This is a genomic window from Microbacterium sp. ZXX196, from assembly GCF_009709595.1.
GTDB lineage: Bacteria > Actinomycetota > Actinomycetes > Actinomycetales > Microbacteriaceae > Microbacterium > Microbacterium excoecariae.
The window spans coordinates 1-23,792 of the sequence record NZ_WMEE01000012.1 but is presented as its reverse complement, the minus strand read 5'-3'; the positions used below and the strand labels follow the sequence as shown (position 1 = coordinate 23,792).

General features: G+C 73.0%; 24 protein-coding genes. 16 read left to right on the top strand and 8 right to left on the bottom strand.

The window, feature by feature from the left end:
- Positions 1 to 29: 29 nt before the first annotated feature.
- The 8 genes from GJQ66_RS10120 (at position 30) to GJQ66_RS10085 (ending at position 6,330) form a co-directional block, all read left to right on the top strand.
- A complete protein-coding gene (locus GJQ66_RS10120; protein WP_155049252.1) occupies positions 30 to 1,373 on the top strand; it encodes a beta-propeller fold lactonase family protein in 1,344 nt (447 codons plus the stop codon).
- 126 nt (positions 1,374 to 1,499) lie between these two features.
- On the top strand, positions 1,500 to 1,859 hold the full coding sequence (locus GJQ66_RS10115; protein WP_368732871.1) for a holo-ACP synthase: 360 nt from the start codon (positions 1,500 to 1,502) through the stop codon (positions 1,857 to 1,859).
- Positions 1,856 to 2,971 carry an alanine racemase gene (alr, locus tag GJQ66_RS10110; protein ID WP_368732870.1) on the top strand — a complete coding sequence of 372 codons (1,116 nt, stop codon included), beginning with the start codon at positions 1,856 to 1,858 and terminating at the stop codon, positions 2,969 to 2,971. Before GJQ66_RS10115 ends, alr begins: the two co-directional genes overlap by 4 nt.
- A gap of 158 nt (positions 2,972 to 3,129) precedes the next feature.
- A complete protein-coding gene (gene tsaE, locus GJQ66_RS10105) occupies positions 3,130 to 3,606 on the top strand; it encodes a tRNA (adenosine(37)-N6)-threonylcarbamoyltransferase complex ATPase subunit type 1 TsaE (RefSeq protein WP_155049251.1) in 477 nt (158 codons plus the stop codon).
- Between the two features lie 87 nt (positions 3,607 to 3,693).
- Entirely contained in the window at positions 3,694 to 4,401 is a 708-nt protein-coding gene (gene tsaB, locus GJQ66_RS14745) for a tRNA (adenosine(37)-N6)-threonylcarbamoyltransferase complex dimerization subunit type 1 TsaB (RefSeq protein WP_368732869.1), read from the top strand.
- 35 nt (positions 4,402 to 4,436) lie between these two features.
- Complete coding sequence (gene rimI / locus GJQ66_RS14740) at positions 4,437 to 4,889, top strand: ribosomal protein S18-alanine N-acetyltransferase (RefSeq protein WP_155049285.1); 453 nt, start codon at positions 4,437 to 4,439, stop codon at positions 4,887 to 4,889.
- Positions 4,886 to 5,965, top strand: coding sequence for a tRNA (adenosine(37)-N6)-threonylcarbamoyltransferase complex transferase subunit TsaD (gene tsaD, locus GJQ66_RS10090; protein ID WP_155049284.1), 1,080 nt, complete (start codon positions 4,886 to 4,888; stop codon positions 5,963 to 5,965). The genes rimI and tsaD overlap by 4 nt, the downstream gene beginning before the upstream one ends.
- The gene (locus GJQ66_RS10085) at positions 5,962 to 6,330 is read left to right on the top strand and encodes a hypothetical protein (protein WP_155049250.1); all 369 of its coding nucleotides are present in this window, start codon (positions 5,962 to 5,964) and stop codon (positions 6,328 to 6,330) included. Before tsaD ends, GJQ66_RS10085 begins: the two co-directional genes overlap by 4 nt.
- A 52-nt stretch (positions 6,331 to 6,382) precedes the next feature.
- Here the strand turns inward: GJQ66_RS10085 and GJQ66_RS10080 are convergent, their stop codons facing one another.
- The 4 genes from GJQ66_RS10080 to groES all read right to left on the bottom strand — a co-directional run bounded on the left by GJQ66_RS10080 (position 6,383) and on the right by groES (position 10,242).
- Positions 6,383 to 7,651 (bottom strand): ABC transporter substrate-binding protein, encoded by a 1,269-nt coding sequence (locus tag GJQ66_RS10080; protein ID WP_155049249.1) that lies wholly within the window; start codon positions 7,649 to 7,651, stop codon positions 6,383 to 6,385.
- A gap of 104 nt (positions 7,652 to 7,755) precedes the next feature.
- A complete protein-coding gene (gene rarD / locus GJQ66_RS10075) occupies positions 7,756 to 8,709 on the bottom strand; it encodes an EamA family transporter RarD (protein ID WP_368732868.1) in 954 nt (317 codons plus the stop codon).
- Between the two features lie 47 nt (positions 8,710 to 8,756).
- Entirely contained in the window at positions 8,757 to 9,842 is a 1,086-nt protein-coding gene (locus GJQ66_RS10070; protein WP_155049248.1) for a mechanosensitive ion channel family protein, read from the bottom strand.
- 103 nt (positions 9,843 to 9,945) lie between these two features.
- The gene (gene groES, locus GJQ66_RS10065) at positions 9,946 to 10,242 is read right to left on the bottom strand and encodes a co-chaperone GroES (RefSeq protein ID WP_166319491.1); all 297 of its coding nucleotides are present in this window, start codon (positions 10,240 to 10,242) and stop codon (positions 9,946 to 9,948) included.
- 137 nt (positions 10,243 to 10,379) lie between these two features.
- Between groES and GJQ66_RS10060 the strand changes: the two genes are divergently transcribed.
- Positions 10,380 to 11,579 carry a class I SAM-dependent methyltransferase gene (locus GJQ66_RS10060; RefSeq protein WP_155049247.1) on the top strand — a complete coding sequence of 400 codons (1,200 nt, stop codon included), beginning with the start codon at positions 10,380 to 10,382 and terminating at the stop codon, positions 11,577 to 11,579.
- Positions 11,580 to 11,582: 3 nt separating this feature from the next.
- Here GJQ66_RS10060 and GJQ66_RS10055 read toward each other — a convergent pair whose 3' ends face one another.
- Genes GJQ66_RS10055 through GJQ66_RS10040 form a run of 4 tightly spaced genes read right to left on the bottom strand, consistent with a single transcriptional unit; the run spans position 11,583 to position 15,623 of the window.
- Positions 11,583 to 12,338, bottom strand: a complete 756-nt coding sequence (locus GJQ66_RS10055) for an ABC transporter ATP-binding protein (RefSeq protein WP_155049246.1) — start codon at positions 12,336 to 12,338, stop codon at positions 11,583 to 11,585.
- Positions 12,335 to 13,264, bottom strand: coding sequence for an ABC transporter ATP-binding protein (locus GJQ66_RS10050; protein ID WP_368732875.1), 930 nt, complete (start codon positions 13,262 to 13,264; stop codon positions 12,335 to 12,337). The genes GJQ66_RS10055 and GJQ66_RS10050 overlap by 4 nt, the downstream gene beginning before the upstream one ends.
- Positions 13,265 to 13,295: 31 nt before the next feature.
- On the bottom strand, positions 13,296 to 14,276 hold the full coding sequence (locus GJQ66_RS10045) for a branched-chain amino acid ABC transporter permease (RefSeq protein WP_155049245.1): 981 nt from the start codon (positions 14,274 to 14,276) through the stop codon (positions 13,296 to 13,298).
- Positions 14,277 to 14,288: 12 nt separating this feature from the next.
- Positions 14,289 to 15,623 carry a branched-chain amino acid ABC transporter permease gene (locus GJQ66_RS10040; RefSeq protein ID WP_155049244.1) on the bottom strand — a complete coding sequence of 445 codons (1,335 nt, stop codon included), beginning with the start codon at positions 15,621 to 15,623 and terminating at the stop codon, positions 14,289 to 14,291.
- Positions 15,624 to 15,871: 248 nt separating this feature from the next.
- Between GJQ66_RS10040 and guaB the strand changes: the two genes are divergently transcribed.
- From guaB to GJQ66_RS10005, 7 genes are all read left to right on the top strand, one after another.
- Complete coding sequence (gene guaB, locus GJQ66_RS10035; protein ID WP_155049243.1) at positions 15,872 to 17,374, top strand: IMP dehydrogenase; 1,503 nt, start codon at positions 15,872 to 15,874, stop codon at positions 17,372 to 17,374.
- Positions 17,375 to 17,394: 20 nt separating this feature from the next.
- Complete coding sequence (locus GJQ66_RS10030; protein ID WP_155049281.1) at positions 17,395 to 18,507, top strand: GuaB3 family IMP dehydrogenase-related protein; 1,113 nt, start codon at positions 17,395 to 17,397, stop codon at positions 18,505 to 18,507.
- Positions 18,504 to 19,337 (top strand): SURF1 family cytochrome oxidase biogenesis protein, encoded by an 834-nt coding sequence (locus GJQ66_RS10025; RefSeq protein WP_155049242.1) that lies wholly within the window; start codon positions 18,504 to 18,506, stop codon positions 19,335 to 19,337. Before GJQ66_RS10030 ends, GJQ66_RS10025 begins: the two co-directional genes overlap by 4 nt.
- Positions 19,338 to 19,372: 35 nt before the next feature.
- Positions 19,373 to 19,870 carry a DUF3817 domain-containing protein gene (locus GJQ66_RS10020; RefSeq protein WP_155049241.1) on the top strand — a complete coding sequence of 166 codons (498 nt, stop codon included), beginning with the start codon at positions 19,373 to 19,375 and terminating at the stop codon, positions 19,868 to 19,870.
- Positions 19,867 to 21,444, top strand: coding sequence for a glutamine-hydrolyzing GMP synthase (gene guaA, locus GJQ66_RS10015; protein WP_155049240.1), 1,578 nt, complete (start codon positions 19,867 to 19,869; stop codon positions 21,442 to 21,444). The genes GJQ66_RS10020 and guaA overlap by 4 nt, the downstream gene beginning before the upstream one ends.
- An 88-nt stretch (positions 21,445 to 21,532) precedes the next feature.
- Positions 21,533 to 23,062 (top strand): serine hydrolase, encoded by a 1,530-nt coding sequence (locus GJQ66_RS10010; RefSeq protein ID WP_155049239.1) that lies wholly within the window; start codon positions 21,533 to 21,535, stop codon positions 23,060 to 23,062.
- 36 nt (positions 23,063 to 23,098) lie between these two features.
- Entirely contained in the window at positions 23,099 to 23,776 is a 678-nt protein-coding gene (locus GJQ66_RS10005; protein ID WP_155049238.1) for a TetR/AcrR family transcriptional regulator, read from the top strand.
- The last annotated feature ends 16 nt before the right edge of the window (positions 23,777 to 23,792 follow it).

The following is a 23,792-nucleotide window of genomic DNA, read 5'->3' as shown; positions in this document are numbered from 1 at the left end:
GGCACCGAGGCGTCCGCCATGATGGATCCATGAGGTTCTGGATCGGCGGGCGCGGGGCGGACATGGGCGCGAACGGCGCCGGCATCGGGATCGTCGCGGCGGGCGAGCCGGACTCCCCGCTCGCGGGCGGCACGCTCACCGACCGCGGGCTCGCGGCCGAGGCCCCGTCGCCCACGTGGCTCGCGCGCCACCCGCGCGGCGGCGTGGTCTACGCGGCGCTCGAGGGATCCGGCCGGGTCGCCGCCTTCCGACGCGCGGGCGAGACCGCGCTCGAGCCCCTCGGGGATCCGGTGGAGGCCGGCTCGGCCGTCTGCCACATCGCCGTCGCGCCCGATGGGAGCCGGCTCGTCGCCTCGTGCTGGGGAGACGGCCGCGTCGTGGAGGTGCCGCTCGGCTCTTCCGGCGCCCTCGGCGCGCCGCGCGTGGCGGCTCCAGCACGCGACCCGTACGCCGCGCCCGAGGCCGCCGCCCCCGCCGAACCGGAGGACGATGCGGCCCGCATCGCGCGGCAGCTCCTCGCGGGCGATGCGCCGGAACCTGAAGCCCCCGTGACCGACTTCTCCGGCGCGGTCGACCTCGGCGCGCTCGTGGACGGCGGATCCGATCCCTCGCGCCTCGCGGCCATGCTCGCCGGCACCGACGACGGGTCCGATCCCGCGGCGGAGCTGCGCGCACTCCTGGGCGGCGGGTCCGCGGATCCGTTCGACGACCCCGCGGTCCGGGCGATCCTCGATGCCTCGCCCGCGGGCGTGCTGCGCGAGGCGGAGGCTCCGCAGGGTCCCCGCCCGACCCGCGCGCACGCCGCACGCTTCCTCCCGGACGGACGAATCGCGACGACGGACCTCGGCTACGACCTTGTGCGCATCTGGCGCGTCGGGACGGACGGCCTCGTGCTCGACCACGAGGTGGCGCTGCCGTTCGGGACGGGGCCGCGGCACATGTCTCTGCACGCGAGCGGCCACCTGTACGTCGTGACGGAGTTCACGTGCGAGATCTTCGTCCTCGCGCCGGGGCGCGACGGGCGCTGGGCGCTCGTCGCGGGGGTCCAGACCGGCGCGATCGCGGGCGACACGGCGGCGGAGCTCGCGGGATCCGCCGATGGCTCCTTCCTCTACGCCGGGCTGCGCGGCAGCGACGGCATCGCCGCGGTGCGCGTGGCCGGGCAGGGGGAGAGGCTCGAGCTCGTGGGCGTCGCCGAGGCGGGCGTCACGACGCCCCGGCACCACGTGCTCGTGCGGGACACGCTGCTCGTCGCGGGCCAGGGCTCGGACGAGATCGTCTCGCTTGGCGTCGACTCCCGCACGGGCGCCGTCGGTCGCGTGCGGCACCGGGTCGAGCACCCGACGCCGAACTGCGTGCTCCCGATCGCCTGAGCGCCGATCGCGGATCCGGGTGTCCCGCGTCAAATTTTGACTGCGTTGTGTTGGGGGCGGGGCCGTCCGGCCGAGTCCCGCGGCGCGGGGCGCCTAGACTTGACGCATGGGCACGAGGCGGCAGGCGTGATCGTCGGGATCGGCGTCGACATGGTCGACATCGAGCGATTCGAGGCCCAGATCACGCACTCGCCCCGCCTCATGGAGCGCCTGTTCACGCCGCACGAGCGCGAGCTGCCACTGCGGTCGCTCGCCGCCCGGTACGCCGCGAAGGAGGCGCTCATCAAGGCGCTGGGCGGATCCCACGGGGTGCGCTGGCAGGAGATCGAGGTGCCGCGCCTCGGCGAGCGGCAGGCGCCCGCCTACATCGTCACGGGCGACACCGAGCGGACCCTCGCGGGCCGCGGCGTCACGCGGCACCACCTCTCGCTCTCGCACGACGGCGGGCTGGCGCTCGCCTACGCGATCCTCGAGGGTGACGCGTGAGCGGCACCTTCCCCGCCGGCGTCGCGCGGGAGGCGCTCATCGATCGAGGTGCGATCGAGCACAACGTGCGCACCCTGCGCGCCGCGGCGGGAAGCCGCGAGTTCATCGCGGTCGTGAAAGCAGACGGGTACGGTCATGGCGCGCTTACGGCCGCGCGCGCGGCGCTCGCGGGCGGCGCGAGCCGGCTCGGTGTCGCCGACCTCGCCGAGGCCCTCGCGCTGCGCGACGGCGGCATCGACGCGCCCCTGATCGCCTGGTTACACGCGCCCGACGCCGACTTCGCGCCCGCCGTCGCCCGCGGCATCGAGATCGGGGTGTCCGGATCCGCCCAGCTCGCGCGCGCCGCGGCCGCGGGGCCCGCCGCCGTCCACCTCAAGGTCGAGACGGGCCTCGGGCGCAACGGCGCCGCGCCGGAGGAGTGGGGCGCGCTGTTCGCCGAGGCCGCGCGGCTCGAGCAGGCGGGGCGGATCCGCGTCGAGGGCCTCTTCAGCCACCTGTCGGGCACGAGCCGTCCGGACGACCTCGCGCAGGTCGCCCGCTTCCGCGAGGCGATCCAGGCGGCGTCGGCGGCGGGGCTGCAGCCGCGGATCCGCCACCTCGCGGCGACCGGGGCCGCCCTCGACCTGCCGGAGGCTCGGTTCGACGCCGTGCGCGTGGGGCTCGGCATCTACGGCCTCTCGCCGTTCGAGGGGCGCACCTCAGCGTCGCTCGGGCTGCGGCCCGCGATGACCCTGCGTGCTCCCGTCGCCGCCGTGCGCCGCGTGGGCGCGGGCCACGGCGCGTCCTACGGCTACACGCACCGCGCCGACGCCGAGACGACGTTCGCCCTCGTGCCCCTCGGGTACGCGGACGGCATACCGCGCCAGGCGTCCGGATCCGGGCCGGTGCGGATCCGCGGCGCCCGCTTTCGCGTCGCCGGCCGGATCGCGATGGACCAGTTCGTCGTCGACGTGGGGGACACGCCCGTCGCGGTCGGCGACCCGGCCGTGCTGTTCGGGGACCCGCAGTCCGGGGCGCCCACGGCGGAGGACTGGGCGGCCGCCGCGGGGACGATCAACTACGAGATCGTCACGCGCATCGGCGCCCGCGTGCGCCGCACCGTCGTCGGGTGACGCGGCCCCCGCGGCCCGCCCCGTCCGTCGTGCCGAACACAACGCCGTCATATTTCGCCCCTGGCGCGCGAGTTCCGCGGATCCGGGGCCGTCGGCTGAAAAATTGACTGCGTTGTGTTGGGGGGCATGGCGCGGGCGCGGCGGGGGAGAATGGACCCATGGTGCCGGACGAGATGCTGGGCGAGTACGCGATCGCGACCGCGGGGGAGATGGAGGAGCTCGGCCGCCGGATCGGGCGCGGGCTCCGCGCGGGCGACGTGATCGTGCTGACCGGACCCCTGGGCGCGGGCAAGACGACGCTGACCCGCGGCATCGCCGACGGCCTCGGCGTCCGCGGCCCGGTGCAGAGCCCGACGTTCGTCATCGCCCGCACGCACCCCTCCGTCACGGACGGCCCGCCCCTCGTGCACGCCGACGCCTACCGGCTCGGCGACGCCGCGGAGCTCGAGGACCTCGGCCTTGACCTCGACGCGTCCGTCACGATCGTCGAGTGGGGGCGCGGATCCGTGGAGCACATCGCCGACGCGTGGTGGGACATCGAGATCGCCCGCCCCGTGGGCGACGCGGTGGACGACCCCGAGAACCTCGACCTCGACGCGCCCCGCACCGTCGCGATCACCCGCCACGCAGCCTGAGGAGCGGATACGTCCCGCGTCGCCTGATGCACGCGGTCGTCCCGCGTCGCCAGAGGCTTCCGAGGCGAGGCTCGATACCCTGGGGACGTGATCCTCGCCATCGACACCTCCCTCGGATCCGGCGTCGCCGTCGTGACGACGGACGGCGACGTGCGCGGCGTCGCCGAGCGCGCCGAGACGCGCGGCCACGCGGAGGTCATCGGCGACCTCATCCTCGAGGCGCTCGCCGCGTCGGGCGCCGCACCGGCCGACATTACCCACGTCGCTGCGGGCATGGGCCCGGGGCCGTTCACCGGCCTCCGGATCGGCATCGCCGCCGCGCGCGCGTTCGCCGCGGGCCGCGGCATCGACGTCGTTCCCGTCGTCAGCCACGACGCCGTCGCGCTCGACGCCCTCGAGGCTCTCGAGGGCCCCGACCTCGTCGTCGTCACGGACGCCCGCCGTCGCGAGCACGCCGTGTCCACGTATCGCGGCCTCGACGCCGACGGCATCCCCGCCCGCGTCTCCGGCCCCGCCCTCGCGCCCGCGGCGCCGTCGAATCCCGAGCCCAGTACCTCCGAGGCCGTGCCCGGCGCCGCGCGCCCCCTCTCCAACATCGCGCCCGGCGCCCCCGAGACCGCGCCCGGCGCCGCGCGCCCCGTACCCGCGCTCACGACCCGGATCCCCGCGGGCGCGCTGGGCGTGCTCGCGGGGCGCCAGCTGCGGGCGGGGCGGATCCCCGACCTCGCCGAGCCGCTGTACCTGCGCGCGCCCGACGCGAAGGTCCCGGGCGCCGTGAAGCGGGTGAGCACGTGATCCGCACCGCGACCCCCCACGACCTCGACGCGATCATGGCGCTCGAGCGGGCGAGCTTCCCCACCGACGCCTGGAGCGCCGACGCCATGGGCGCCGAGCTCGCCTCGCCCCACGGCCGCTACCTCGTGGCCGAGGAGGGCGGGGCCGTCGTCGGGTACGCGGGCCTCCGCCACCTCGCCGGCGGCCGCGACGCCGACGTGCAGACGATCGCCGTCGCGGAGTCCGCGCGCGGCCGCGGGCTCGGCCGCCTCCTCCTCGCCGAGCTCCTCGCGGAGGCCGGCCGCCGGAGGGCGCGCGAGGTGTTCCTCGAGGTCCGCGCCGACAACCCGGGCGCACACGCGCTCTACGCCTCCGAGGGGTTCGTCGAGATCGGCCGCCGCCCGCGCTACTACCAGCCCGACGACGTCGACGCCGTCGTCATGCGCCTCGACCTCGCCGCGTGGCGGGCGGACGGGGCGCGGCCGACGGAGGCGGGAGCCGCGACATGAACCGCACGGATCCGCTCGTCCTCGGCATCGAGACGAGCTGCGACGAGACCGGCATCGGCATCGTCCGGGGGCGCACGCTGCTCTCGAACACGATCGCCTCGAGCATGGACGAGCACGCGCGCTACGGCGGCGTCGTCCCCGAGGTCGCCGCCCGCGCCCACCTCGAGGCGCTCGGGCCCGCGATCGCGCAGGCCGTTGCCGAGGCGGGGGTGCGCCTGGAGGACCTCGACGCCGTCGCCGTGACGAGCGGGCCGGGGCTCGCGGGCGCCCTCATGGTCGGCGTCGGCGCGGCCAAGGCCCTCGCGGTCTCGCTGGGAGTGCCGCTCTACGCCGTCAACCACCTCGTCGGCCACATCGCCGCCGACGTCGTGACCCCCGACTCCCAGCCCCTCGAATACCCCACGATCGCGCTACTCGTCTCGGGCGGGCACACCTCGCTGCTGCACGTGCGCGACCTCACGACCGATGTCGAGCTCCTCGGCGAGACGATTGACGACGCGGCCGGCGAGGCGTTCGACAAGGTGGCGCGGATCCTCGGGCTGCCCTACCCCGGCGGACCGCAGATCGACCGCGCGGCCGAGGGCGGCGACCCGCGCGCGATCCGCTTCCCGCGGGGGCTGTCCCGCGCGAGCGACATGGCGGCGCACCGCTTCGACTTCTCGTTCTCCGGCCTGAAGACCTCCGTCGCGCGGTGGGTGGAGCAGCACGAGGCGGCGGGCGAGCCGCTGCCCACAGCCGACGTCGCCGCGAGCTTCCGCGAGGCCGTCGTCGACGTGCTCGTGACGAAGGCCCTCGACGCGTGCGCCGAGCGCGGCGTCCCGCGGCTCCTCCTCGGGGGCGGCGTCATCGCCAACCGGCGCCTGCGCGAGGTCGCGCTCCAGCGCGCGGCGGAGCGCGGCGTGACCGTGCGGATCCCGCCCCTCACCCTGTGCACCGATAATGGCGCCATGATCGCCGCGCTGGCGGCCCAGCTCATCGCGAGCGGCCGGGCGCCCTCTACCCTGGCCTTCGGGGCCGATTCGACGCTGCCCGTGACCGAGATCCAGGTGGCCGAGCGGGAGGGCGCCGAGCGGTGAGCGACGAGCGCGCGGATCCGGCGGGCGAGCCCGTCGCCGCGCCCGAGACGGGGCCCGCGCCCCTGCTCGCCTCCGAGACGTTCGGATGGGTCGAGCCCCACCACCCGACGCGCCGCGAGCTCCGCCCGCACACCTCGCGCCTCGGGCTGACGTCCTTCGCGCTGTCGGCGCTCGGCCTGATGGTGTCGTGGTTCGGGCCGTGGGGCGCCGCGCTCGGCGTCGTCGGGCTCGTCCTCGGCGCGCTCGCGTTGATCCTCCGGCGCGGCACCCGGACGCCGCCCGCGTGGGGCATCGCCCTGGGCCTCGTGTCGATCGCCTTCAGCGCCAGCTGGCTCCTGTGGATCCTGCCGCAGCTCGCGGTGTGAACGCGAACGGCGGGCGCGCCCCGAAGGACGCGCCCGCCGCCGTGCGCAGAATTTAGCCCGTGTACGCCGCGTAGGTGTTGTCGGCGCCGTACTCGTAGATGTTGATGATGCCCTCGGTCGGGTCGCCCACGTCGTCGAACGTGACGGGGCTGGAGATGCCGTCGTAGTCGGCCGTCCCGCCGCCGAGGATGATGTCCGCGCAGTCCGCGAACGTCGTGCACGTCTCGCCCTCGCCCGAGCCGCCCGAGATCTCCTGCAGCTCGGCCGCGATGGCCGCGCCATCCGTCGACTGCGCCTGCAGCGCGGCGAGCGCGAGGAGGTTGACCGCGTCGTACGACTCGGGGCCGTACGTGTAATCGGTCAGCGCGTCGCGGCCGTCCTCCTCCACGAAGACGTTGAGGTCGTCGACCCACGCCTGCACCTGCTCGGGCGTCGGGCCGGGGTAGGTGCCCTTCGCGCCCTCGAGGGTGCCCTCGGGGAAGTCGGCCGAGTAGTCGGCGAGGTTGCCGTCGACGAAGTACATCTGCTCGGCCGCGACGCCCTCGTCGACGAGGTTCGGGACGATGGTCTTGGCCTGGTCGAAGGTGAGCACGACGATCGCGTCCGGATCCTCCGCGAGCACCTCGGAGACCTGCGACGTGAACGTCGTGTCGCCCGGGTTGAAGGTGGGCGCTGCGACGACCTCGCCGCCGGCGGCCTCGAAGGCCTCCGTGATGTAGTTCGCGAGGCCCGTGCCGTACGCGTCGTTGAGGACGATCATGCCGAGGGTCTGGTGCCCCTCCTCTGCGATGAAGTTTCCGAGTACCTCGCCCTGCAGCACGTCGCTCGGCGCGGTGCGGAAGTAGAGCCCGTCGTCCTCGTACGTCGTGAACGCGTCGGAGGTGTTGGCGGGGGAGAACTGGATGACGCCCGCGCCGACGACCTCGTCGATGAACTGCAGCGAGACGCCCGAGGACGCGGCGCCGACGATGGCCGACACGTCCTCGCCCAAGAGGCGCGGGATCTCCGTCTCGAACGCGCGGTTCGACAGGTCGCCCGAGTCGCCCCACACGATCTCGAGGTCGAGCCCCGTCTCCTCCGTGTACTCGTTGATGAGGCTCTGCGCGTACGCGACGCCGGCCTCCTCGGGCGGGCCGAGGAACGCGAGGTCGCCGGTCTGGGGGAGCGCCGTGCCGATCGTGAGGGCGAGGTCGCCGCCCTCCATCGGCGCGGCGGCGGTGTCGTCCTCGTCCGAGGAGGTCTCGCTGGAGCATCCGGCGAGAGTGAGTGCGGCGACGCCCGCGAGGGCGACCGAACTGACGAGCAAGCGGGATCGAGCCATGGTGGTGCCGTCCTTTCGTCGGGTCGCGCGCGCCGTGTGCTGTGATGCGCGCGCGGTTGCGGCGAAACTACTGACCCCGTGTCACCGGCGTGTTTCCGGGAGGGTCACGGCATGTAGCGGTTTGCGGCGCGCGCCGCACGGGCGCGCCGCCCGTGGAGCACCAGGTCGGCCGCGAGCAGCGCGCACGCCACCCAGATCAGGGCGAATCCCGCCCAGCGCTCGGGCGGCATGTGCTCGCCGAGGATCCACGCCCCGACGAGGAACTGGAGGATCGGGGCCGCGAACTGCAGCAGCCCGATCGTTGTCAGGGACACCCGCCGGGCCGCCGAGGCGAACAGCAGAAGCGGCACGGCCGTGACGGCCCCGGCGAGCAGGAGGAGCGCGGTGTGCCCGGCGCCGTGCTGGCCGAGCGTGATCCCCGTCGTCGCGCCGACGATGACGAGCTGGACGGCCGCGAGGGGCGCGAGCCACGCCGTCTCGAGGGTGAGCCCGCTCACGGCGTCCACGTGCGCCCCGAGGTACTGCTTCTTCACGAGCCCGTAGAGCGCGAAGGATGCGGACAGGACGAGGGAGATCCAGGGCACGGATCCGTAGAACACGCAGATCACGAGCACCGCGAGGCCCGCGACCCCGAGCGCGGCCCACTGCAGGCGCCGCAGCCGCTCGCCGAGGACGAGGACGGCGAGGAGGACGGTCGCGAGCGGGTTGATGAAGTACCCCAGGCTCGCCTCGAGCACGCGGTCAGTCGTGGCCGCGATGAGGAACACCTGCCAGTTGATGTAGATCAAGAGGCCCGCGGCCCCGCCCCACAGCGCGAGGCGCGGCGAGCGCACGACCGCGACGAGCCGCCCCCAGCCGCGGGTGACGGTGAGGAGCGCCGCGCACAGCACGAGCGAGAACAGCACGCGCCAGGAGAGGATCTCCCACGCCCCCGTGGGCGCCAGCAGCACGAAGTAGAGCGGCAGGACGCCCCAGAGCAGGTACGCGCCGAAGCCGTACGCGACGCCGGACGCGGATCCGCTCGGGACGGCGGGCGCGGGCGCGGGGCGAGTGGTCACCGCCTCAGCCTAGGGGTGCCCGCCCCCGCGCCCGCTCCTCTGCCGGATCAGGCGCCGGGGCCGACCTCGTAGCGCGTGCGCGAGAGGTCCTGCGGGCGCTGGGTCGCGAGGAACGCCACGAGCTCCTCGCGCACCTTGCAGCGCAGGTTCCAGATCGCGTCGCCGTCGGCGGCGGTCATGGTCGCGCGCAGCTGCGCGACGCCGCCCGTCGCGTCGGACACGATGAGGCCCCAGCTGCGGCGGTCCCAGTCGGGGGAGGAGTCGAGGATCCGCTCCAGCTCGGCGCGGACGGCGGGCACGTCGACCGTGTAGTCGGCCTCGACGAACACCGTGCCCGTGACGGCCGTCTGGCTGCGCGTCCAGTTTGTGTACGGCGTCGTCGTGAAGTACGTCGAGGGCAGCACGTGGCGCCGGTCGTCCCAGATCTGGACGACGACGTAGGTGAGGGTGATCTCCTCGACCGTGCCGAACTCGTCGTCGACCTCGACCGTGTCGCCCACCTTCAGGGCGTTGGAGAACGCGAGCTGCATGCCCGCGATGAGGTTGCCGAGGGTCGATTGGGCCGCGAGACCGGCGACGATCGAGGCGACACCGGCGGAGGCGAGCAGCGACGCCCCGAAGGCGCTGGCGCCCGGGATCGTGAGGAGCATCGCCGCGACCGTGAGCACCGCGACGATCGCCATCACGAGGCGGCGCAGCATGCGGATCTGGGTCCGGCGGCGACGCAGAACGAACGGATCCGCGCTTGTGGCCTCTTGGCGACGCATCGCGCCGTCGATGAGGAAAACCACCACCTTCGCGAGGATCCAGCCCACCACGCCGATGACGGCGAGGTTCAGGACGAAGCGCGCGGTCGTCTCGATGCCGTCATAGCCGTCCGGGATGAACGCGGGGATCGTCGCGCGCCACGCGATGACCGTCACCACGGCGAACACGGCCTTCGGGAAGCGCGCCGCCAGCTCGCGGAAGGCGGCGTGGCGCCGGCCGAGGCGCGTCATGATGAACCGGAACAGCCAGGCGAGCGCGAAGCCGATCAGGACGGCGGACACCCCGGCGATGAGGACCGCGGCCCACGCCGTCCAGAAGTTGGTCGTCACCGCCTCGGCGATGTCGTCGGTAATCGTGTCATCCATGCCGTCCAGCGTAGGGACGGCCGCCGACGTTTCGCGAACCCGCGGCCGGAAACGACGAAACCCCGGATGCCACGCATCCGGGGTTCCGAGGAGATCGTCAGCCTCAGCGCTCGACGACCGCGAGAACGTCGCGGGCCGAGAGCACGAGGAACTCGTCCGCGCCGAACTTGACCTCGGTTCCGCCGTACTTGCTGTACAGAACGACGTCGCCGACGGCCACGTCGAGCGGGACGCGGTTGCCGTTGTCGTCGATGCGACCCGGTCCGACCGCCACGACCTTGCCCTCCTGGGGCTTCTCCTTGGCGGTGTCGGGAATGACGAGACCGCTTGCGGTGGTCTGCTCGGCGTCGACCTGCTTGATGACGATGCGGTCCTCGAGCGGCTTGATGGAAACCGACACGGTGTACCTCTGCTTTCCTGTCCTGACAGAAGACGTAAGGTTCGCACTCTCACCCCGAGAGTGCTAATGGTCAGTCTAGGCGGCTCGCTGGCACTCATGCAACGTGAGTGCCAGCGCGCCCCGCCTACGCTGGGGAGATGGACTCCGCCGAGCTCGACGCCCTCCTGACGCCCGCCGCGCTCCGCCTGCTCGACGAGCTCGACGCCGGCGCGGCGGAGGCCGACGTGGCCGGCACCGTGTCGCGCTTGCGGCGCGCGGGCCACGCGCCCGAGCTCGTCTCTGCCGTCGTCGGGCAGGCTCGGCTGCGGCGCCGCGCGGAGGCGAAGTTCGGCGAGTTCTCCCGGCGGATGCTCTTCACGCGCGCGGGCCTGGAGCAGGCCACGCGCATGTCCGTCTCGGCGCACCACGCGGGGCGGTTCCGGGCGGCGGGCCTGTCCCGCGTCGCGGACCTCGGGTGCGGCATCGGCGGCGACGCGCTCGCGCTGTCTTCCCTCGGCATCGCGGTCACGGCCGTCGAGGCCGACGAGGTGACCGCTGCGCTCGCCGCGTACAACCTCGCGCCGTTCCGCGACGTCGGCACGCGCGTCGTCCACGGGCGGGCCGAGGAGCAGGATCTCGCGGGCCTCGACGGGCTGTGGCTCGACCCCGCGCGTCGCACCGCCGGCCACGCCGAGACGCGGCGCGTGCGCTCCGAGGACTACTCGCCCCCGCTCGACTGGGCGTACGAGGCGGCCGGCCGCCTCCCCACCGGCATCAAGCTCGGCCCCGCCCACGACCGCGACGCGCTCCCCGCCGGCGGCGAGGCGCAGTGGATCAGCGTGGACGGATCCACCCTCGAGCTCGTGTGCTGGTCGGGCGCGCTCGCGCGGCCCGGCGTCGGCCGCGCGGCGCTCGTGATCCGCGGCGGCGCCGCGCACGAGCTCACGGCCCCGGCCGATACCCCGGACGAGCCCGCGCGGGGCCTTGGCGATTTCGTGCACGAGCCCGACGGCGCGGTCATCCGCGCGCGGCTCGTCGGCGACGTCGCGCGCGCGCTCGGCGCGGGCCCGGTCGACGAGCGCATCGCCTACCTCACGGGCGACGCCGAAGTCACGAGCCCCTTCGTGCAGAGCTTCCGCGTGCGCGAGGAGCTGCCCGCGGATCCGAAGGCCCTGTCCCGCGCGCTCCGCGAGCGCGGCATCGGGCGGCTCGAGATCAAAAAGCGCGGCGTCGACGTGGACCCGGCCGCCCTCCGCCAGAAGCTGAAGCTGCGCGGCCCGGAGGAGGGGACGCTGATCCTCGCGCGCGTCGGGGACGCGCGGGTCGCGATCCTCGCCGACCGCGTCCCGCGCGCCTGAATCTCAGCCGCGCGGCGCGTTCTGCTCCGCGCCGAGCGTACCGAGGTACAGTTCCGTGACCTTGGGATCGTGGAGCAGGTCGCGCCCCGACCCCGTGTAGGCGTCGTGGCCCTGGTCAAGCACGTACCCGCGGTCGCAGATCTGCAGGCAGCGCCTCGCGTTCTGCTCGACCATGATGCACGTCACGCCCGCCTTGTTGATCTCGCTGACGCGGAGGAAGGCCTCGTCCTGGCGGACGGGGGATAGGCCCGCCGAGGGCTCGTCGAGGAGCAGGACCTTCGGATCCATCATGAGCGCGCGCCCCATCGCCACCATCTGGCGCTCGCCTCCGGAGAGCCCGCCCGCGCGCTGCTTCAGGCGCCCCGCGAGGTCGGGGAAGATCTCCGTGACGACGCCCACGCGCTCGGAGAACAGCTTCGGGTTCTGGAAGACGCCCATCTGCAGGTTCTCCTCGATCGTCAGCGAGGGGAAGACGTTGTTCGTCTGAGGGATGAAGCCCACGCCGCGCGCGACGAGCTTGTTCGCGCGCAGGTTCGTGATGTTCTCGCCCGCGAGCGTGACGGATCCGCTGCGCACGTGCACCTGGCCGAAGATGGCCTTCAGGAGGGTCGACTTGCCCGCGCCGTTCGGGCCGATGATGCCGATGAGCTCGCCCTGATAGGCGCGCAGGCTGCAGTCCGTGAGGATGTTCACGCCCGGCAGATAGCCGGCCGTGACGGTGTCGACGTCGACGACGATCTCGCGCTCGTTCTCGGTCATCGCGGGTCCTCCTCGTCGGCCTCGGCCTGCGCCTCGGCGATGATCCTGTCGGCGTCGGCCTGGGCGGTGGGGGAGACGACGGGGATCCGCCCCGTCACGACGCCGAGGTCCACGTCCTGGTGCGCGCCGAGGTAGGCGTCCACCACCGCGGGGTCCGCCATGACGGTGTCGGGCGGCCCCTCCGCGACGATGCGCCCCTCGGCCATGACGACGACCCAGTCGGCGATGTGCTGGACCATGTGCATGTCGTGCTCGACGAACAGCACGGTCATGCCCTGGTGCTTGAGGTCCACGATGTGGTCGAGGAGGCTCTCCGTGAGCGCCGGGTTCACGCCGGCCATGGGCTCGTCGAGCATGACGAGGGTCGGATCCGTCATGAGCGCGCGCGCCATCTCGAGGAGCTTGCGCTGGCCGCCGGAGAGCGACGCGGCGAAGTCGTCCTTCTTCTCGGCCAGCCGGAAGCGCTCCAGGAGCTCGAGCGCGCGGGCCTCGATCTCCCGATCCTGCTTCCGCCACAGGGCCGGCACGAGGCTCGACCAGAAGCCCTCGCCGCGCTGGCCCGTCTGGCCGAGCTTCATGTTGTCCATGACCGTCAGTAGGCCGAGCGCCTTCGTGAGCTGGAACGTGCGCACGAGCCCGCGCCGGGCGACGCGGTGGGCGGCGACCCCCGCGAGCGAGCGGCCCTCGAAGGACCACGAGCCGGAGTTCGGCTGGTCGAACCCCGTGAGGAGGTTGAACAGCGTCGTCTTGCCCGCGCCATTCGGGCCGATGAGCGCCGTGATGGCGCCGCGCGGGATCTCGAGGTGGGCGACGTCGACGGCCGTCATGCCGCCGAAGTGCCGCGTGACGCCGTCGGCGACGATGATCGGGTCGGTCTTCGCGACGCCGGGCGCGGCGGGGCCCGCGGCGAGGCCCGTGGTCTTCACGGGCGCGGCGCGGCGGGGCGAGGGCGAGGTCTCAGCGGGCAAAGGTCAGCTCCTTCTTGTTGCCGAGGATCCCCTGCGGCATGAAGACCACGAGGAGGATGAGGGCCACGCCGACGAGGATGTCCCGCAGCGTCGCGGCCTGGATCGAGCTCATGAACGGCAGGAGCCCGGCGTCGACCATCTCCGGCAGCAGCACGCCGAGCAGGGTGCGCACGAACCAGAACAGCACGGCGCCCAAGAGCGGGCCGAAGACCGTCGCCGCGCCGCCGAGGAGGAGCGCGGTCCACACGAAGAACGTCGTCGAGGTCATGTACGTGTTGGGGTTGACCGCCGAGGGCAGGACCCAGACGATCCCGCCGAGGGCGGCGATGATGCCGCCGACGACGAGCGCCTGCATCTTGTACGCGAAGACGTTCTTGCCGAGGGAGCGCACGGCGTCCTCGTCCTCGCGGATCCCCTTGAGGACCCGCCCCCAGGGGCTGCGGGTGAGGAGGAGAACGAACACGGTCGCGACGGCGACGGCGATGAGCCCGAGGATCCGGGTCCACCAGCCCGTCTCGTTGTACGTGAACGGGCCGATGCCGTACGTGCCGGGCGGGATGGGGTTCGCCGAGCGCAGGGAGCCGTGGTAGCCGCTCAGGCCGTCGGCGGATCCCGTCACGGCGTCGAAGGCGGTCGTGAGGAAGAACAGCCGCACGACCTCGGCGGCCGCGATCGTCGCGATCGCGAGGTAGTCGCCCCGGAGCCGGAGGGTGGGGATCCCGAGGATCAGGGCGAACACCGCGGCCGCCGCGAGCCCCACGAGGATGCCCGCCCACCACGGCCAGCCGAACGTGAGTACGGAGATCGCGTACCCGTAGGCGCCGAGGGCCATGAAGCCGGCGACGCCCATGTTCAGCAGGCCCGTGAAGCCGAAGTGCAGCGCGAGGCCGAGCGCCGCGAGCGCGTAGGCCATCGTCGCGGTCGAGAGCAGCGACCTGAGCGACTGCTCGATGATGAGGTTCCAGTCCATGTCGGTGCGCTCCTAGCCGATCCGCTCTCGGCGGCCGAGGATGCCCTGCGGCCGGACGAGGAGAACGAGGATGAGGACGATGAGGGCGCCGACGTATCGGAGGTCGGCGGGGATCCAGAGGCTCGAGATCTCGGTGAGGACGCCGACGATGAGCGCGCCCACGAGCGCGCCGTACGCCGTCCCGAGACCGCCGAGCGTCACGGCGGCGAACACGAGCAGGAGGATGTGCATGCCCATGTCGAAGCGGATCCCGGGGCGGTAGTACGCGTAGAGGATGCCCGCGAGGCCCGCCATGGCGCCCGCGACGATCCAGACGACGCGCACGACGAAGTCGACGTCGATGCCGGTGGCCGACGCGAGCTGCGGGTTATCGCTGATGGCGCGCGTGGCCTTGCCGAGTCGGCTGTAGGTCAGCCACACGGCGAAGGCGACGAGCACGACGAGCGCCAGGGCCATCGAGATCATCTCCATGGGGCTGATGGCGACCGCCCCGAACAGCGGGATCTTGGCGGTCGGGGCGAGCTCCGGAAGCTGGAGCGTGCCGCCGCCGATGAAGAACTGGAAGGTGAAGCGCATCGCGAGCGACAGGCCGATCGAGACGATCATCAGCTGGACGACGCCGGTGCCGCGCCGCCGGAGCGGGCGCCACAGCCCCGCGTCGAGCGCGAGGCCCATGCCCGCGGAGAGGATCACCGTGGCGGGCAGCGCGATCCAGAGCGGCCACGCGAGCGTCGCCGGCGAGGCGAGGGCGTACGCGACGACGGCGCCGAACGTGACCATCTCGGCGTGCGCGAAGTTCGACAGCCGCGTCGTGCCGTAGACGAGCGAGATGCCGACGGCCGCGAGCGCAAGCATGAGGCCGAAGTTCAGGCCCTGGAAGATGCGCTGGACGAGCTGGTCGACGAAGCCGACTGTGTTGCGCTCGCCCTCGCCGATAAAGAAGTTGACCGCGAGCCGGCCGCCCTGGCCCATCTCCCCCTCGACGATGTTCGGGGTGTCGTCTTCGCCCGTCTCGTCGATCACGGCGATGCCTTCGGGGAGGGTCTCCTCGTCGAGGGTGACCGTGTAGGTCTCGCCTCGCTCGGGCACCCACACCCGCCACTGGCCCTCGGCGTCGGTCGTCACCTGCTGCTCGCCGCCGGGGCCGTCGATCGCGAGATCGACCCCCTCGAGCGGCTCGCCGTCGAGCTGCACGTTGCCGGAGACGGTGTACGGATCGCCCTCGGCCGCGGAGGCCGGGGAGGCGACCCCTCCGATCGCGGCGACGGCGAGGAGAGCGGCGAGGAGCCACCCTGCGCGCGCCCGGCGCGGGGATCGCCCGCGTGACGGTGCCCAGCTGCGGGTCATGAAGCCTCCGTTCGGCGCCCGGCGCATCGTCGATTCGCCGGTATCGAAGGCGACGCTAGAAGCTGGATGTGACCCCTTTGTTTCCTGTGTGTATCCCTTATGCGGTATTCCGGGTGCGGCCCGCGCGGATCCGGGTGGATCCGGCGCGGCCCCGCGCGCCCTAGAATCGTCTGGCGGGAGGAACGCGCACGCGCCGATCTTTCCGCGCCGCCGAGCACCCCCGAGCGCCACGCAGGAGACCATCAGATATGACGGACCACGACCCCTTCGGTTTCATCGGACTCACCTACGACGACGTGCTGCTCCTGCCCGGGCACACCGACGTCATCCCGAGCGAGGCCGACACGTCGTCGCAGCTCACGAAGCGGATCCGCGTCGAGCTGCCCCTGCTCTCGGCCGCCATGGACACCGTCACCGAGAGCCGGATGGCCATCGCGCTCGCGCGCCAGGGCGGCATCGGGATCCTCCACCGCAACATGTCGATCGCCGACCAGGCAGCCGCCGTCAACCGCGTCAAGCGCAGCGAGTCGGGCATGGTCACGGACCCGATCACGACGACGCCGGACGCGACGATCGCCGACGTCGACGCCGTGTGCGCCGAGTACCGCATCTCGGGGCTCCCCGTCGTGGACGCCGCGGGCACGCTCGTCGGCATCATCACGAACCGAGACATGCGCTTCGTGCCGGAGGAGAAGAAGGCCTCGACGCGCGTGTCCGAGGTCATGACGAAGGACGGCCTCGTCACGGGCTACCCCGGGATCGGCGGCGAGGAGGTGCTCGCGCTGTTCGCGAAGCACCGCGTGGAGAAGCTGCCGCTCGTGGACGGATCCGGCGCGCTCGTCGGCCTCATCACGATCAAGGACTTCGACAAGACCGAGCAGTACCCGCACTCGACGAAGGACGACCAGGGCCGCCTCCGCGTCGGCGCCGCGATCGGCTTCTTCGGCGACGCGTGGGAGCGCGCCGAGGCGCTGCGCGACGCGGGCGTCGACGTCATCATCGTCGACACGGCGAACGGGCAGTCGCAGGGCGTCATCGACATCGTCGGGCGCCTGAAGGCCGACGAGACCTTCGCGCACATCGACGTCGTCGGCGGCAACGTCGCCACGCGCGAGGGCGCCCAGGCGCTCATCGACGCGGGCGTGGACGCCGTCAAGGTCGGCGTGGGCCCGGGGTCGATCTGCACGACGCGCGTCGTCGCGGGCGTGGGCGTGCCCCAGATCACGGCGATCTACGAGGCCTCGCTGGCCTGCCGCGCGGCGGGCGTCCCGCTCATCGCGGACGGCGGCCTGCAGTACTCGGGCGACATCGCCAAGGCGCTCGTCGCGGGCGCGGACACCGTCATGCTCGGATCCCTCCTCGCGGGCACCGACGAGTCGCCGGGCGAGCTCGTCTTCCAGAACGGCAAGCAGTTCAAGCAGTACCGCGGGATGGGATCCCTCGGCGCCATGCAGACGCGCGGAAAGCAGACGTCCTACTCGAAGGACCGCTACTTCCAGGCCGACGTCCCGAGCGACGACAAGCTCATCCCCGAGGGCATCGAGGGCCAGGTGCCCTACCGCGGACCCGTCGCGGCGGTCGCCTACCAGCTCACGGGCGGCCTGCGCCAGTCGATGTTCTACGTCGGCGCGCGCACGGTCGACGAGCTTAAGAGCACGGGGCGCTTCGTGCGCATCACGCCCGCGGGGCTCAAGGAGTCCCACCCGCACGACGTGCAGATCGTCGTCGAGGCGCCGAACTACACGCGCTGAGGAGGCGGATCACGGTGAGCATGGAAATCGAGTTGGGGCGCGGCAAGCGCGCCCGCCGCGCGTACACCTTCGACGACATCGCGGTGGTGCCCTCGCGGCGCACGCGCGCGACGAGCGACGTGTCGACGACCTGGTCGATCGACGCCTTCACGTTCGAGACCCCGATCCTGGGCGCGCCCATGGACTCGGTCGTGAGCCCGGCCTCGGCGATCGCGCTGGGGAAGATGGGCGCCCTCGGCGTCCTCGACCTCGAGGGCCTCTGGACGCGCTACGAGGATCCAGAGCCGCTCCTCGCGGAGATCGCGTCGCTGCCGCCCGAGTCGGCGACCCAGCGCATGCAGGCGCTGTACGCCGAGCCCATCCGCCCCGAGCTCATCACGCAGCGCATCGCGGAGATCCGCGACGCGGGCGTCGTGGTCGCGGGCGCGCTTTCGCCGCAGCTGACGCAGGAGCACTACGAGACGGTCGTGAAGGCCGGCGTGGACCTGTTCGTCATCCGCGGCACGACCGTCTCCGCCGAGCACGTCTCGAGCGTGGACGAGCCGCTGAACCTCAAGCAGTTCATCTACGACCTCGACGTCCCCGTCATCGTCGGCGGCGCCGGCACCTATCGCGCCGCGCTCCACCTCATGCGCACGGGCGCCGCGGGCGTCCTCGTCGGCTTCGGCGGCGGCGCCGCGTCGACCACGCGCACGGCCCTCGGGATCCATACGCCCATGGCTACGGCGGTCGCCGACGTCGCGGGCGCGCGCCGCGACTACATGGACGAGTCGGGCGGGCGCTACGTCCACGTCATTGCGGACGGCAGCGTCGGCACGTCGGGCGACATCGTCAAGGCCATCGCGATGGGCGCCGACGCCGTCATGCTCGGCGTCGCGCTCGCGCGCGCCACGGACGCGCCGGGCCGCGGGTACCACTGGGGCGCCGAGGCGCATCACCCGTCGCTCCCGCGCGGCCGCCGCGTGCCCGTCGAGCAGGTGGGCACGATGAGCGAGGTGCTCTACGGCCCGGCGCAGTCTGCGGACGGCACGACGAACCTCCTCGGCGCGCTGCGCAAGTCGATGGCGACCACCGGATACTCCGACCTCAAGGAGTTCCAGCGCGTCGACGTCGTCGTGACGCCGTACGAATGACGCCCGAGCCCGCCCCCGACCCGGACGCGCCGGAGTTCCCGCCGACGCTACGCGAGGTGATGCTGCGCCCGCGCTGGCTCGGCATGCTCGCGCTGTGCCTCGTCGTCGCGGGGGTGTTCGCGTGGCTGCTGCAGTGGCAGCTTGCGCGCGCCATCGACACGGATCCGCTCCCCGAGGGCGTGACGGAGGAGGTGCGCCCGATCGCCGAGGTCGTGGAGCCGGGCGCCTACCTCGCCGGGCCCTACGTCGGCCAGCGGGTCGACGTCGAGGGCGTGTGGGACCCGGACGACTTCCTCGTCGTCACCCAGCGCGTAAACGACGGCGCGGAGGGCGCGTGGGTCACGGGGCGCCTCGTGACCGAGGCGGGCGACTCGCTCGCCGTCGCGATCGGGTGGGCCGAGGATCCGGGCGCGGCCGAGGACGCGATTGCCGAGCTCGAGGCCGCGGCCACGGGCGAGGTCGTCGGGCTCACTGGCCGCGTGATCTCCGACGAGGGCCCCGCCGTCGCCACGGGCGACGACCCGTTCGAGATGACCCGAATGTCGCCGGCGGCGCTCCTTGGACAGTGGACGGGCGTCACGGGCGACGTCTACCGCGTGTACTTCACGTCGATGGATCCGACCGGCGGCATCGCGGACGCGGGGCTCTCGGCCATCTCCTCCGCGGCGCCGGAGGAATCCGGATCCGTCAACTGGCTCAATCTGTTCTACGCGGCCGAGTGGGCGATCTTCGCGGGCTTCTCCTTCTACCTCTGGTACCGCCTGGCGAAGGACGCGTGGGAGCGCGAGGTCGAGGAGTTCACCGGGGCCGACCCCGACGAGGACGCGTAGCGGGGGCCCAGGCGGCGCACCGTAGAATGGTCCCCATGCCCCAGCCCCGGATCGCCACCTTCCCGCAGATCCGACGGGCCGTCCGCTTCTACCAGATCACGAGCGTCATCACGGGTGTCGGCCTGCTGCTGCTCTGCGCCGAGATGGTCATGAAGTACGGCTTCCACGTCGAGCTCTTCCTGAACGACCCCCAGGGCTTCCTCGCCTGGCGCGAGGTCGTGCTGCAGGGCGACGAGTGGGTCTCCACGGGTGAAGGGCTGAACCTCTCGCTCGGGATCCTCATCGCGCACGGCTGGTTCTACGTCGTGTACATCCTCGCGTGCTTCCGCGTGTGGAGCCTTATGCGGTGGCCGTTCTGGCGCCTCATCATGCTGTTTGGTGGCGGCGTCGTCCCGTTCCTGTCCTTCATCATGGAGTTCATCGTCGCGCGCGACGTGAAGGCATACCTTTCGGGGCGCGAAGAGCGCCTCGCCGAGAAGAAGGCGGCCGCGGCCGCCGCCCCCACCCCGCCTACCGAGGAGGCCGCTCGATGAGCACCGACACCGCCCAGCGACCCGTCCTGGTCGTCGACTTCGGCGCGCAGTACGCCCAGCTCATCGCGCGCCGCGTCCGCGAGGCCGGCGTGTTCAGCGAGCTCGTCCCGCACACCATCACGGCCGACGAGGTCGCCGCGAAGCGCCCCGTCGCGATCATCCTCTCGGGCGGCCCGTCCTCCGTGTACGCCGAGGGCGCGCCCGCGTTCGACCCGCAGGTGTTCTCGCTCGGGATTCCGACCCTCGGCATCTGCTACGGCTTCCAGGTCATGGCGCAGGCCCTCGGCGGCGAGGTGGCCCACACCGGCCAGCGCGAGTACGGCGCGACCGACGCGACGGTCGCGGGCGACGGCGGCGTCCTCCTCGGCGGCACGCCCGCGTCGCAGAACGTGTGGATGAGTCACGGTGACTCGGTCGCGAAGGCGCCCGAGGGCTACGAGGTGCTCGCCTCGACCGCCTCGACACCCGTGGCCGCGTTCGGCAACGCCGAGGCCTGCTTCTACGGCGTGCAGTGGCACCCCGAGGTCAAGCACTCCGACCACGGCCAGCGGGTCATCGAGAACTTCCTGCACCAGGCGGCGGGCCTGCCCGCGGACTGGACGAGCGGCAACGTCATCGAGGAGCAGGTCGCGCGCATCCGCGAGCAGGTCGGATCCGCCCGCGTCATCTCCGCGCTGTCCGGCGGCGTCGACTCGGCCGTCTCCACCGCGCTCGTGCACCGCGCCATCGGCGACCAGCTGACCGCCGTGTTCGTCGACCACGGCCTCCTGCGCCAGGGCGAGCGCGAGCAGGTCGAGAAGGACTACGTCGAGTCGACGGGCGTGCGGCTGATCACGGTCGACGCGGAGGAGACGTTCCTCGGCCACCTGGCCGGCGTGACGGATCCGGAGGCCAAGCGCAAGATCATCGGCCGCGAGTTCATCCGCGCGTTCGAGAAGGTCCAGCGCGACCTCGTGGAGGAGGCCAAGGCCGAGGGCGAGCCCATCAAGTTCCTCGTGCAGGGCACGCTGTACCCTGACGTCGTCGAGTCGGGCGGCGGATCCGGCACGGCCAACATCAAGAGCCACCACAACGTCGGCGGCCTGCCCGAAGACCTCGACTTCTCGCTCATCGAGCCGCTGCGCACGCTGTTCAAGGACGAGGTGCGCCAGATCGGCCGCGAGCTCGGGATTCCCGAGGCGATCGTCGGCCGCCAGCCGTTCCCCGGGCCGGGCCTCGGGATCCGCATCATCGGCGAGGTCACGAAGGACCGCCTCGAGACGCTGCGCGCGGCCGACGCGATCGCGCGCGCGGAGCTGACGGCCGCCGGCCTGGACCAGGAGATCTGGCAGTGCCCCGTCGTGCTCCTCGCCGACGTCCGCAGCGTCGGCGTCCAGGGCGACGGCCGCACCTACGGCCACCCCATCGTGCTGCGCCCGGTCTCGAGCGAGGACGCCATGACGGCCGACTGGACGCGCCTGCCCTACGACGTGCTCGCCAAGATCTCTAACCGCATCACGAACGAGGTCTCCGAGGTCAACCGCGTGACGCTCGACGTCACGTCGAAGCCGCCGGCAACCATCGAGTGGGAGTAATCCCGCCCGCGCGAACGGCCGTCCCGCCTCGGGGCGGCCGTTCGGCGTTTCCGGCGCGGCGCGCCATTATCCGATAATATCTATCCACATGAGGCGCGCGTGGGTGGCGGGAATCGTCGTGGCGGCCCTGGGCCTCGCGGGGTGCCAGGCCTCGTCGGCCGCCGTGGAGCTCGGCGAGGCGCCGCCGGCGGACGCCGTCCGGGTGGCCCCCGATGCCGTCGACGACGCCGTCTCGCAGCTCCCGGACATCGTGCGCGCCGCGCTCGAGGAATCCGGCGTGCCCGGGGCGGCCGTCGCGGTCGTCCACGGGGGAGAGGTGGTCCTCGCGGAGGGCTTCGGGGTCCGGGACCTGCGGACGGGCGAGCCCGTCACCGCCGACACCGTCTTCCCCATCGCGTCGATGTCCAAGCCGCTCTCGGCGACCGCCGTCGCGCTCGCGATCGAGGAGGACCCGGACCTGTCCTGGGACACGCGGCTCGTCGATCTCGACCCGGGGTTCGCGCTGGCGGATCCGCGGGGCACCGCCGACGCGACGCTCGGCGACGCGTTCAGCCACCAGCTCGGCCTGCCCACCGGCGCCGGCGACGACCTGGAGGACGTCGGGTTCGGGCGCGACGACATCCTCGCGCGCCTGGAACAGGTGCCGGTGACGGGGCTGCGCGCGGGGTACGCGTACTCGAACTTCGGGTTCACGTGGGGCGCGGAAGGCGTCGCGACCCGGCGCGGTCAGGACTGGGCCGACGTCGTGGACGAGCTCGTCTTCGACCCCCTCGGGATGGGGTCGTCCTCCGCGCGCCACGCCGATTACCTCGGCCGCGCGGATCGGGCCGTATTGCACGAGATCGTCGACGGCGCGTTCCGGGCGGGCCCGGACCGCGACGCGGACGCGCAGGCGCCCGCCGGCGGGGTGTCCTCGAACGTGCGGGACCTCGCGTCGTGGGTGTCTTTCCTCCTCGCCACCGAGCCGGGCGGGGCGCTCGCCGAGGCGATGTCGGCGCAGGTCGTGCGCGGGGCCGGGCTCGGCGAGCGGGCCGCGACGTACGGATATGGGTTCAACGTCGACACGCTCGCGGGAGGGCGCGTCGCCGTCTCGCACTCGGGCGGCTTCGTGCTCGGGGCCGCGACGAACGTGCAGCTCATCCCCTCGCTCGACGTCGGCATCGTCACCCTCACGAACGGCGCGCCCGTCGGGGTCCCCGAGGCCGTGAACGCCGCGTTCGCCGACGTGCTCCAGTTCGGGGGCGAGACGCGCGAGTGGACCGCGGCGTACGCGGGCGCCATGGCGCCGCTGACCGCGCCCGTGGGCGACCTCGTCGGCGCGGCGCGCCCCGCGGGCGGCGCGCCGGCGCCCGACGACCTCGCGGGCACGTACACCAACGCCTACTTCGGCGCGGTGACGGTACGCCGCGCGGGCGACGGCTACGTCGCCGAGGTCGGCCCGTCCGGCGTCGAGCTGGCGCTCGAGCCGTGGGACGGTCCCGTGCTCGCCTACGCGCCTCGGGGCGAGAACGCGCCGGACGGCTCGCTCGCGAGCGCGACGTTTGCCGACGGATCCGTGCGCTTCGACACCCTCGACGCCCACGGGCTCGGCACCTTCTCGCGCGATGACGGATCCTGAGCCCCGGCAAAACTTCGCGCGCTACGCTCGGACGCCATGACCGGTACGAGGGCCCCGCGCCCGGAGATCGCGCGCTCGCGGCGCCAGCTGCTCGACGCCGCCGAGGCCCTGTTCCTCCGCCAGGGGCTGGAATTCTCGCTCAACGAGCTGGCGCACGAGGCCGGCCTCGGCGTCGCCACCACCTACCGGCGCTTCGCGTCGCACGACGACGTCGTGCGCGCGCTGCACGAGCGCGCCTACGCGGGGTTCGTCGCGATTCTCGACGCGCTGGAGGACGCCCCCGACGGCTGGTCGGGGGTGGTCGGCTACCTCGAGCGGGCCGTCGCCATGAGCAACGCGCACCCGTCGTACGCGGCCGCGGCCCGCCGGATGGCGCGCATCGACCCCGGCTCCGCGCTGGGGCAGGACCTCGAGCCGCGCCTGGCGGCGCACGTGCGGCGGGCGCAGGAGGAGGGCGCGCTGCGCACCGACGCCACCGCCGTGGACCTCGTGGCGATGGTCGCGCAGCTCGGCGTGCTCACGGTGCTCCCGGAGCCCGCCCGCACCGCGATGGCCGCGCGCCAGCTCCGCTTCCTCGTGGCCGGCCTGCGCGCCGAGTCGCAGGCGCACGGCGACGCGGGGGAGGAGGTCGCGGCCGATCTCGCGCGGCTCCACGCGCTCGCGACCCAGGAGGCCTTCGCGGGGCGCGGCGACGCGGGAGCCAGCGGCAACTGACGGGGCCCGGGCCGCG

What these genes read in the sequence shown, in the direction of transcription:
- GJQ66_RS10055 (WP_155049246.1), bottom strand. Translation starts at nt 12,338, where the DNA reads ATGACCGAGAACGAGCGCGAGATCGTCGTCGACGTCGACACCGTCACG.
- tsaE (WP_155049251.1), top strand. Translation starts at nt 3,130, where the DNA reads ATGGTGCCGGACGAGATGCTGGGCGAGTACGCGATCGCGACCGCGGGG.
- GJQ66_RS10005 (WP_155049238.1), top strand. Translation starts at nt 23,099, where the DNA reads ATGACCGGTACGAGGGCCCCGCGCCCGGAGATCGCGCGCTCGCGGCGC.
- GJQ66_RS10060 (WP_155049247.1), top strand. Translation starts at nt 10,380, where the DNA reads ATGGACTCCGCCGAGCTCGACGCCCTCCTGACGCCCGCCGCGCTCCGC.
- tsaD (WP_155049284.1), top strand. Translation starts at nt 4,886, where the DNA reads ATGAACCGCACGGATCCGCTCGTCCTCGGCATCGAGACGAGCTGCGAC.
- GJQ66_RS10080 (WP_155049249.1), bottom strand. Translation starts at nt 7,651, where the DNA reads ATGGCTCGATCCCGCTTGCTCGTCAGTTCGGTCGCCCTCGCGGGCGTC.
- GJQ66_RS10040 (WP_155049244.1), bottom strand. Translation starts at nt 15,623, where the DNA reads ATGACCCGCAGCTGGGCACCGTCACGCGGGCGATCCCCGCGCCGGGCG.
- GJQ66_RS10020 (WP_155049241.1), top strand. Translation starts at nt 19,373, where the DNA reads ATGCCCCAGCCCCGGATCGCCACCTTCCCGCAGATCCGACGGGCCGTC.
- rimI (WP_155049285.1), top strand. Translation starts at nt 4,437, where the DNA reads ATGGCGCTCGAGCGGGCGAGCTTCCCCACCGACGCCTGGAGCGCCGAC.
- guaB (WP_155049243.1), top strand. Translation starts at nt 15,872, where the DNA reads ATGACGGACCACGACCCCTTCGGTTTCATCGGACTCACCTACGACGAC.
- GJQ66_RS10045 (WP_155049245.1), bottom strand. Translation starts at nt 14,276, where the DNA reads ATGGACTGGAACCTCATCATCGAGCAGTCGCTCAGGTCGCTGCTCTCG.
- guaA (WP_155049240.1), top strand. Translation starts at nt 19,867, where the DNA reads ATGAGCACCGACACCGCCCAGCGACCCGTCCTGGTCGTCGACTTCGGC.
- GJQ66_RS10120 (WP_155049252.1), top strand. Translation starts at nt 30, where the DNA reads ATGAGGTTCTGGATCGGCGGGCGCGGGGCGGACATGGGCGCGAACGGC.
- GJQ66_RS10070 (WP_155049248.1), bottom strand. Translation starts at nt 9,842, where the DNA reads ATGGATGACACGATTACCGACGACATCGCCGAGGCGGTGACGACCAAC.
- GJQ66_RS10030 (WP_155049281.1), top strand. Translation starts at nt 17,395, where the DNA reads ATGGAAATCGAGTTGGGGCGCGGCAAGCGCGCCCGCCGCGCGTACACC.
- GJQ66_RS10025 (WP_155049242.1), top strand. Translation starts at nt 18,504, where the DNA reads ATGACGCCCGAGCCCGCCCCCGACCCGGACGCGCCGGAGTTCCCGCCG.
- GJQ66_RS10010 (WP_155049239.1), top strand. Translation starts at nt 21,533, where the DNA reads ATGAGGCGCGCGTGGGTGGCGGGAATCGTCGTGGCGGCCCTGGGCCTC.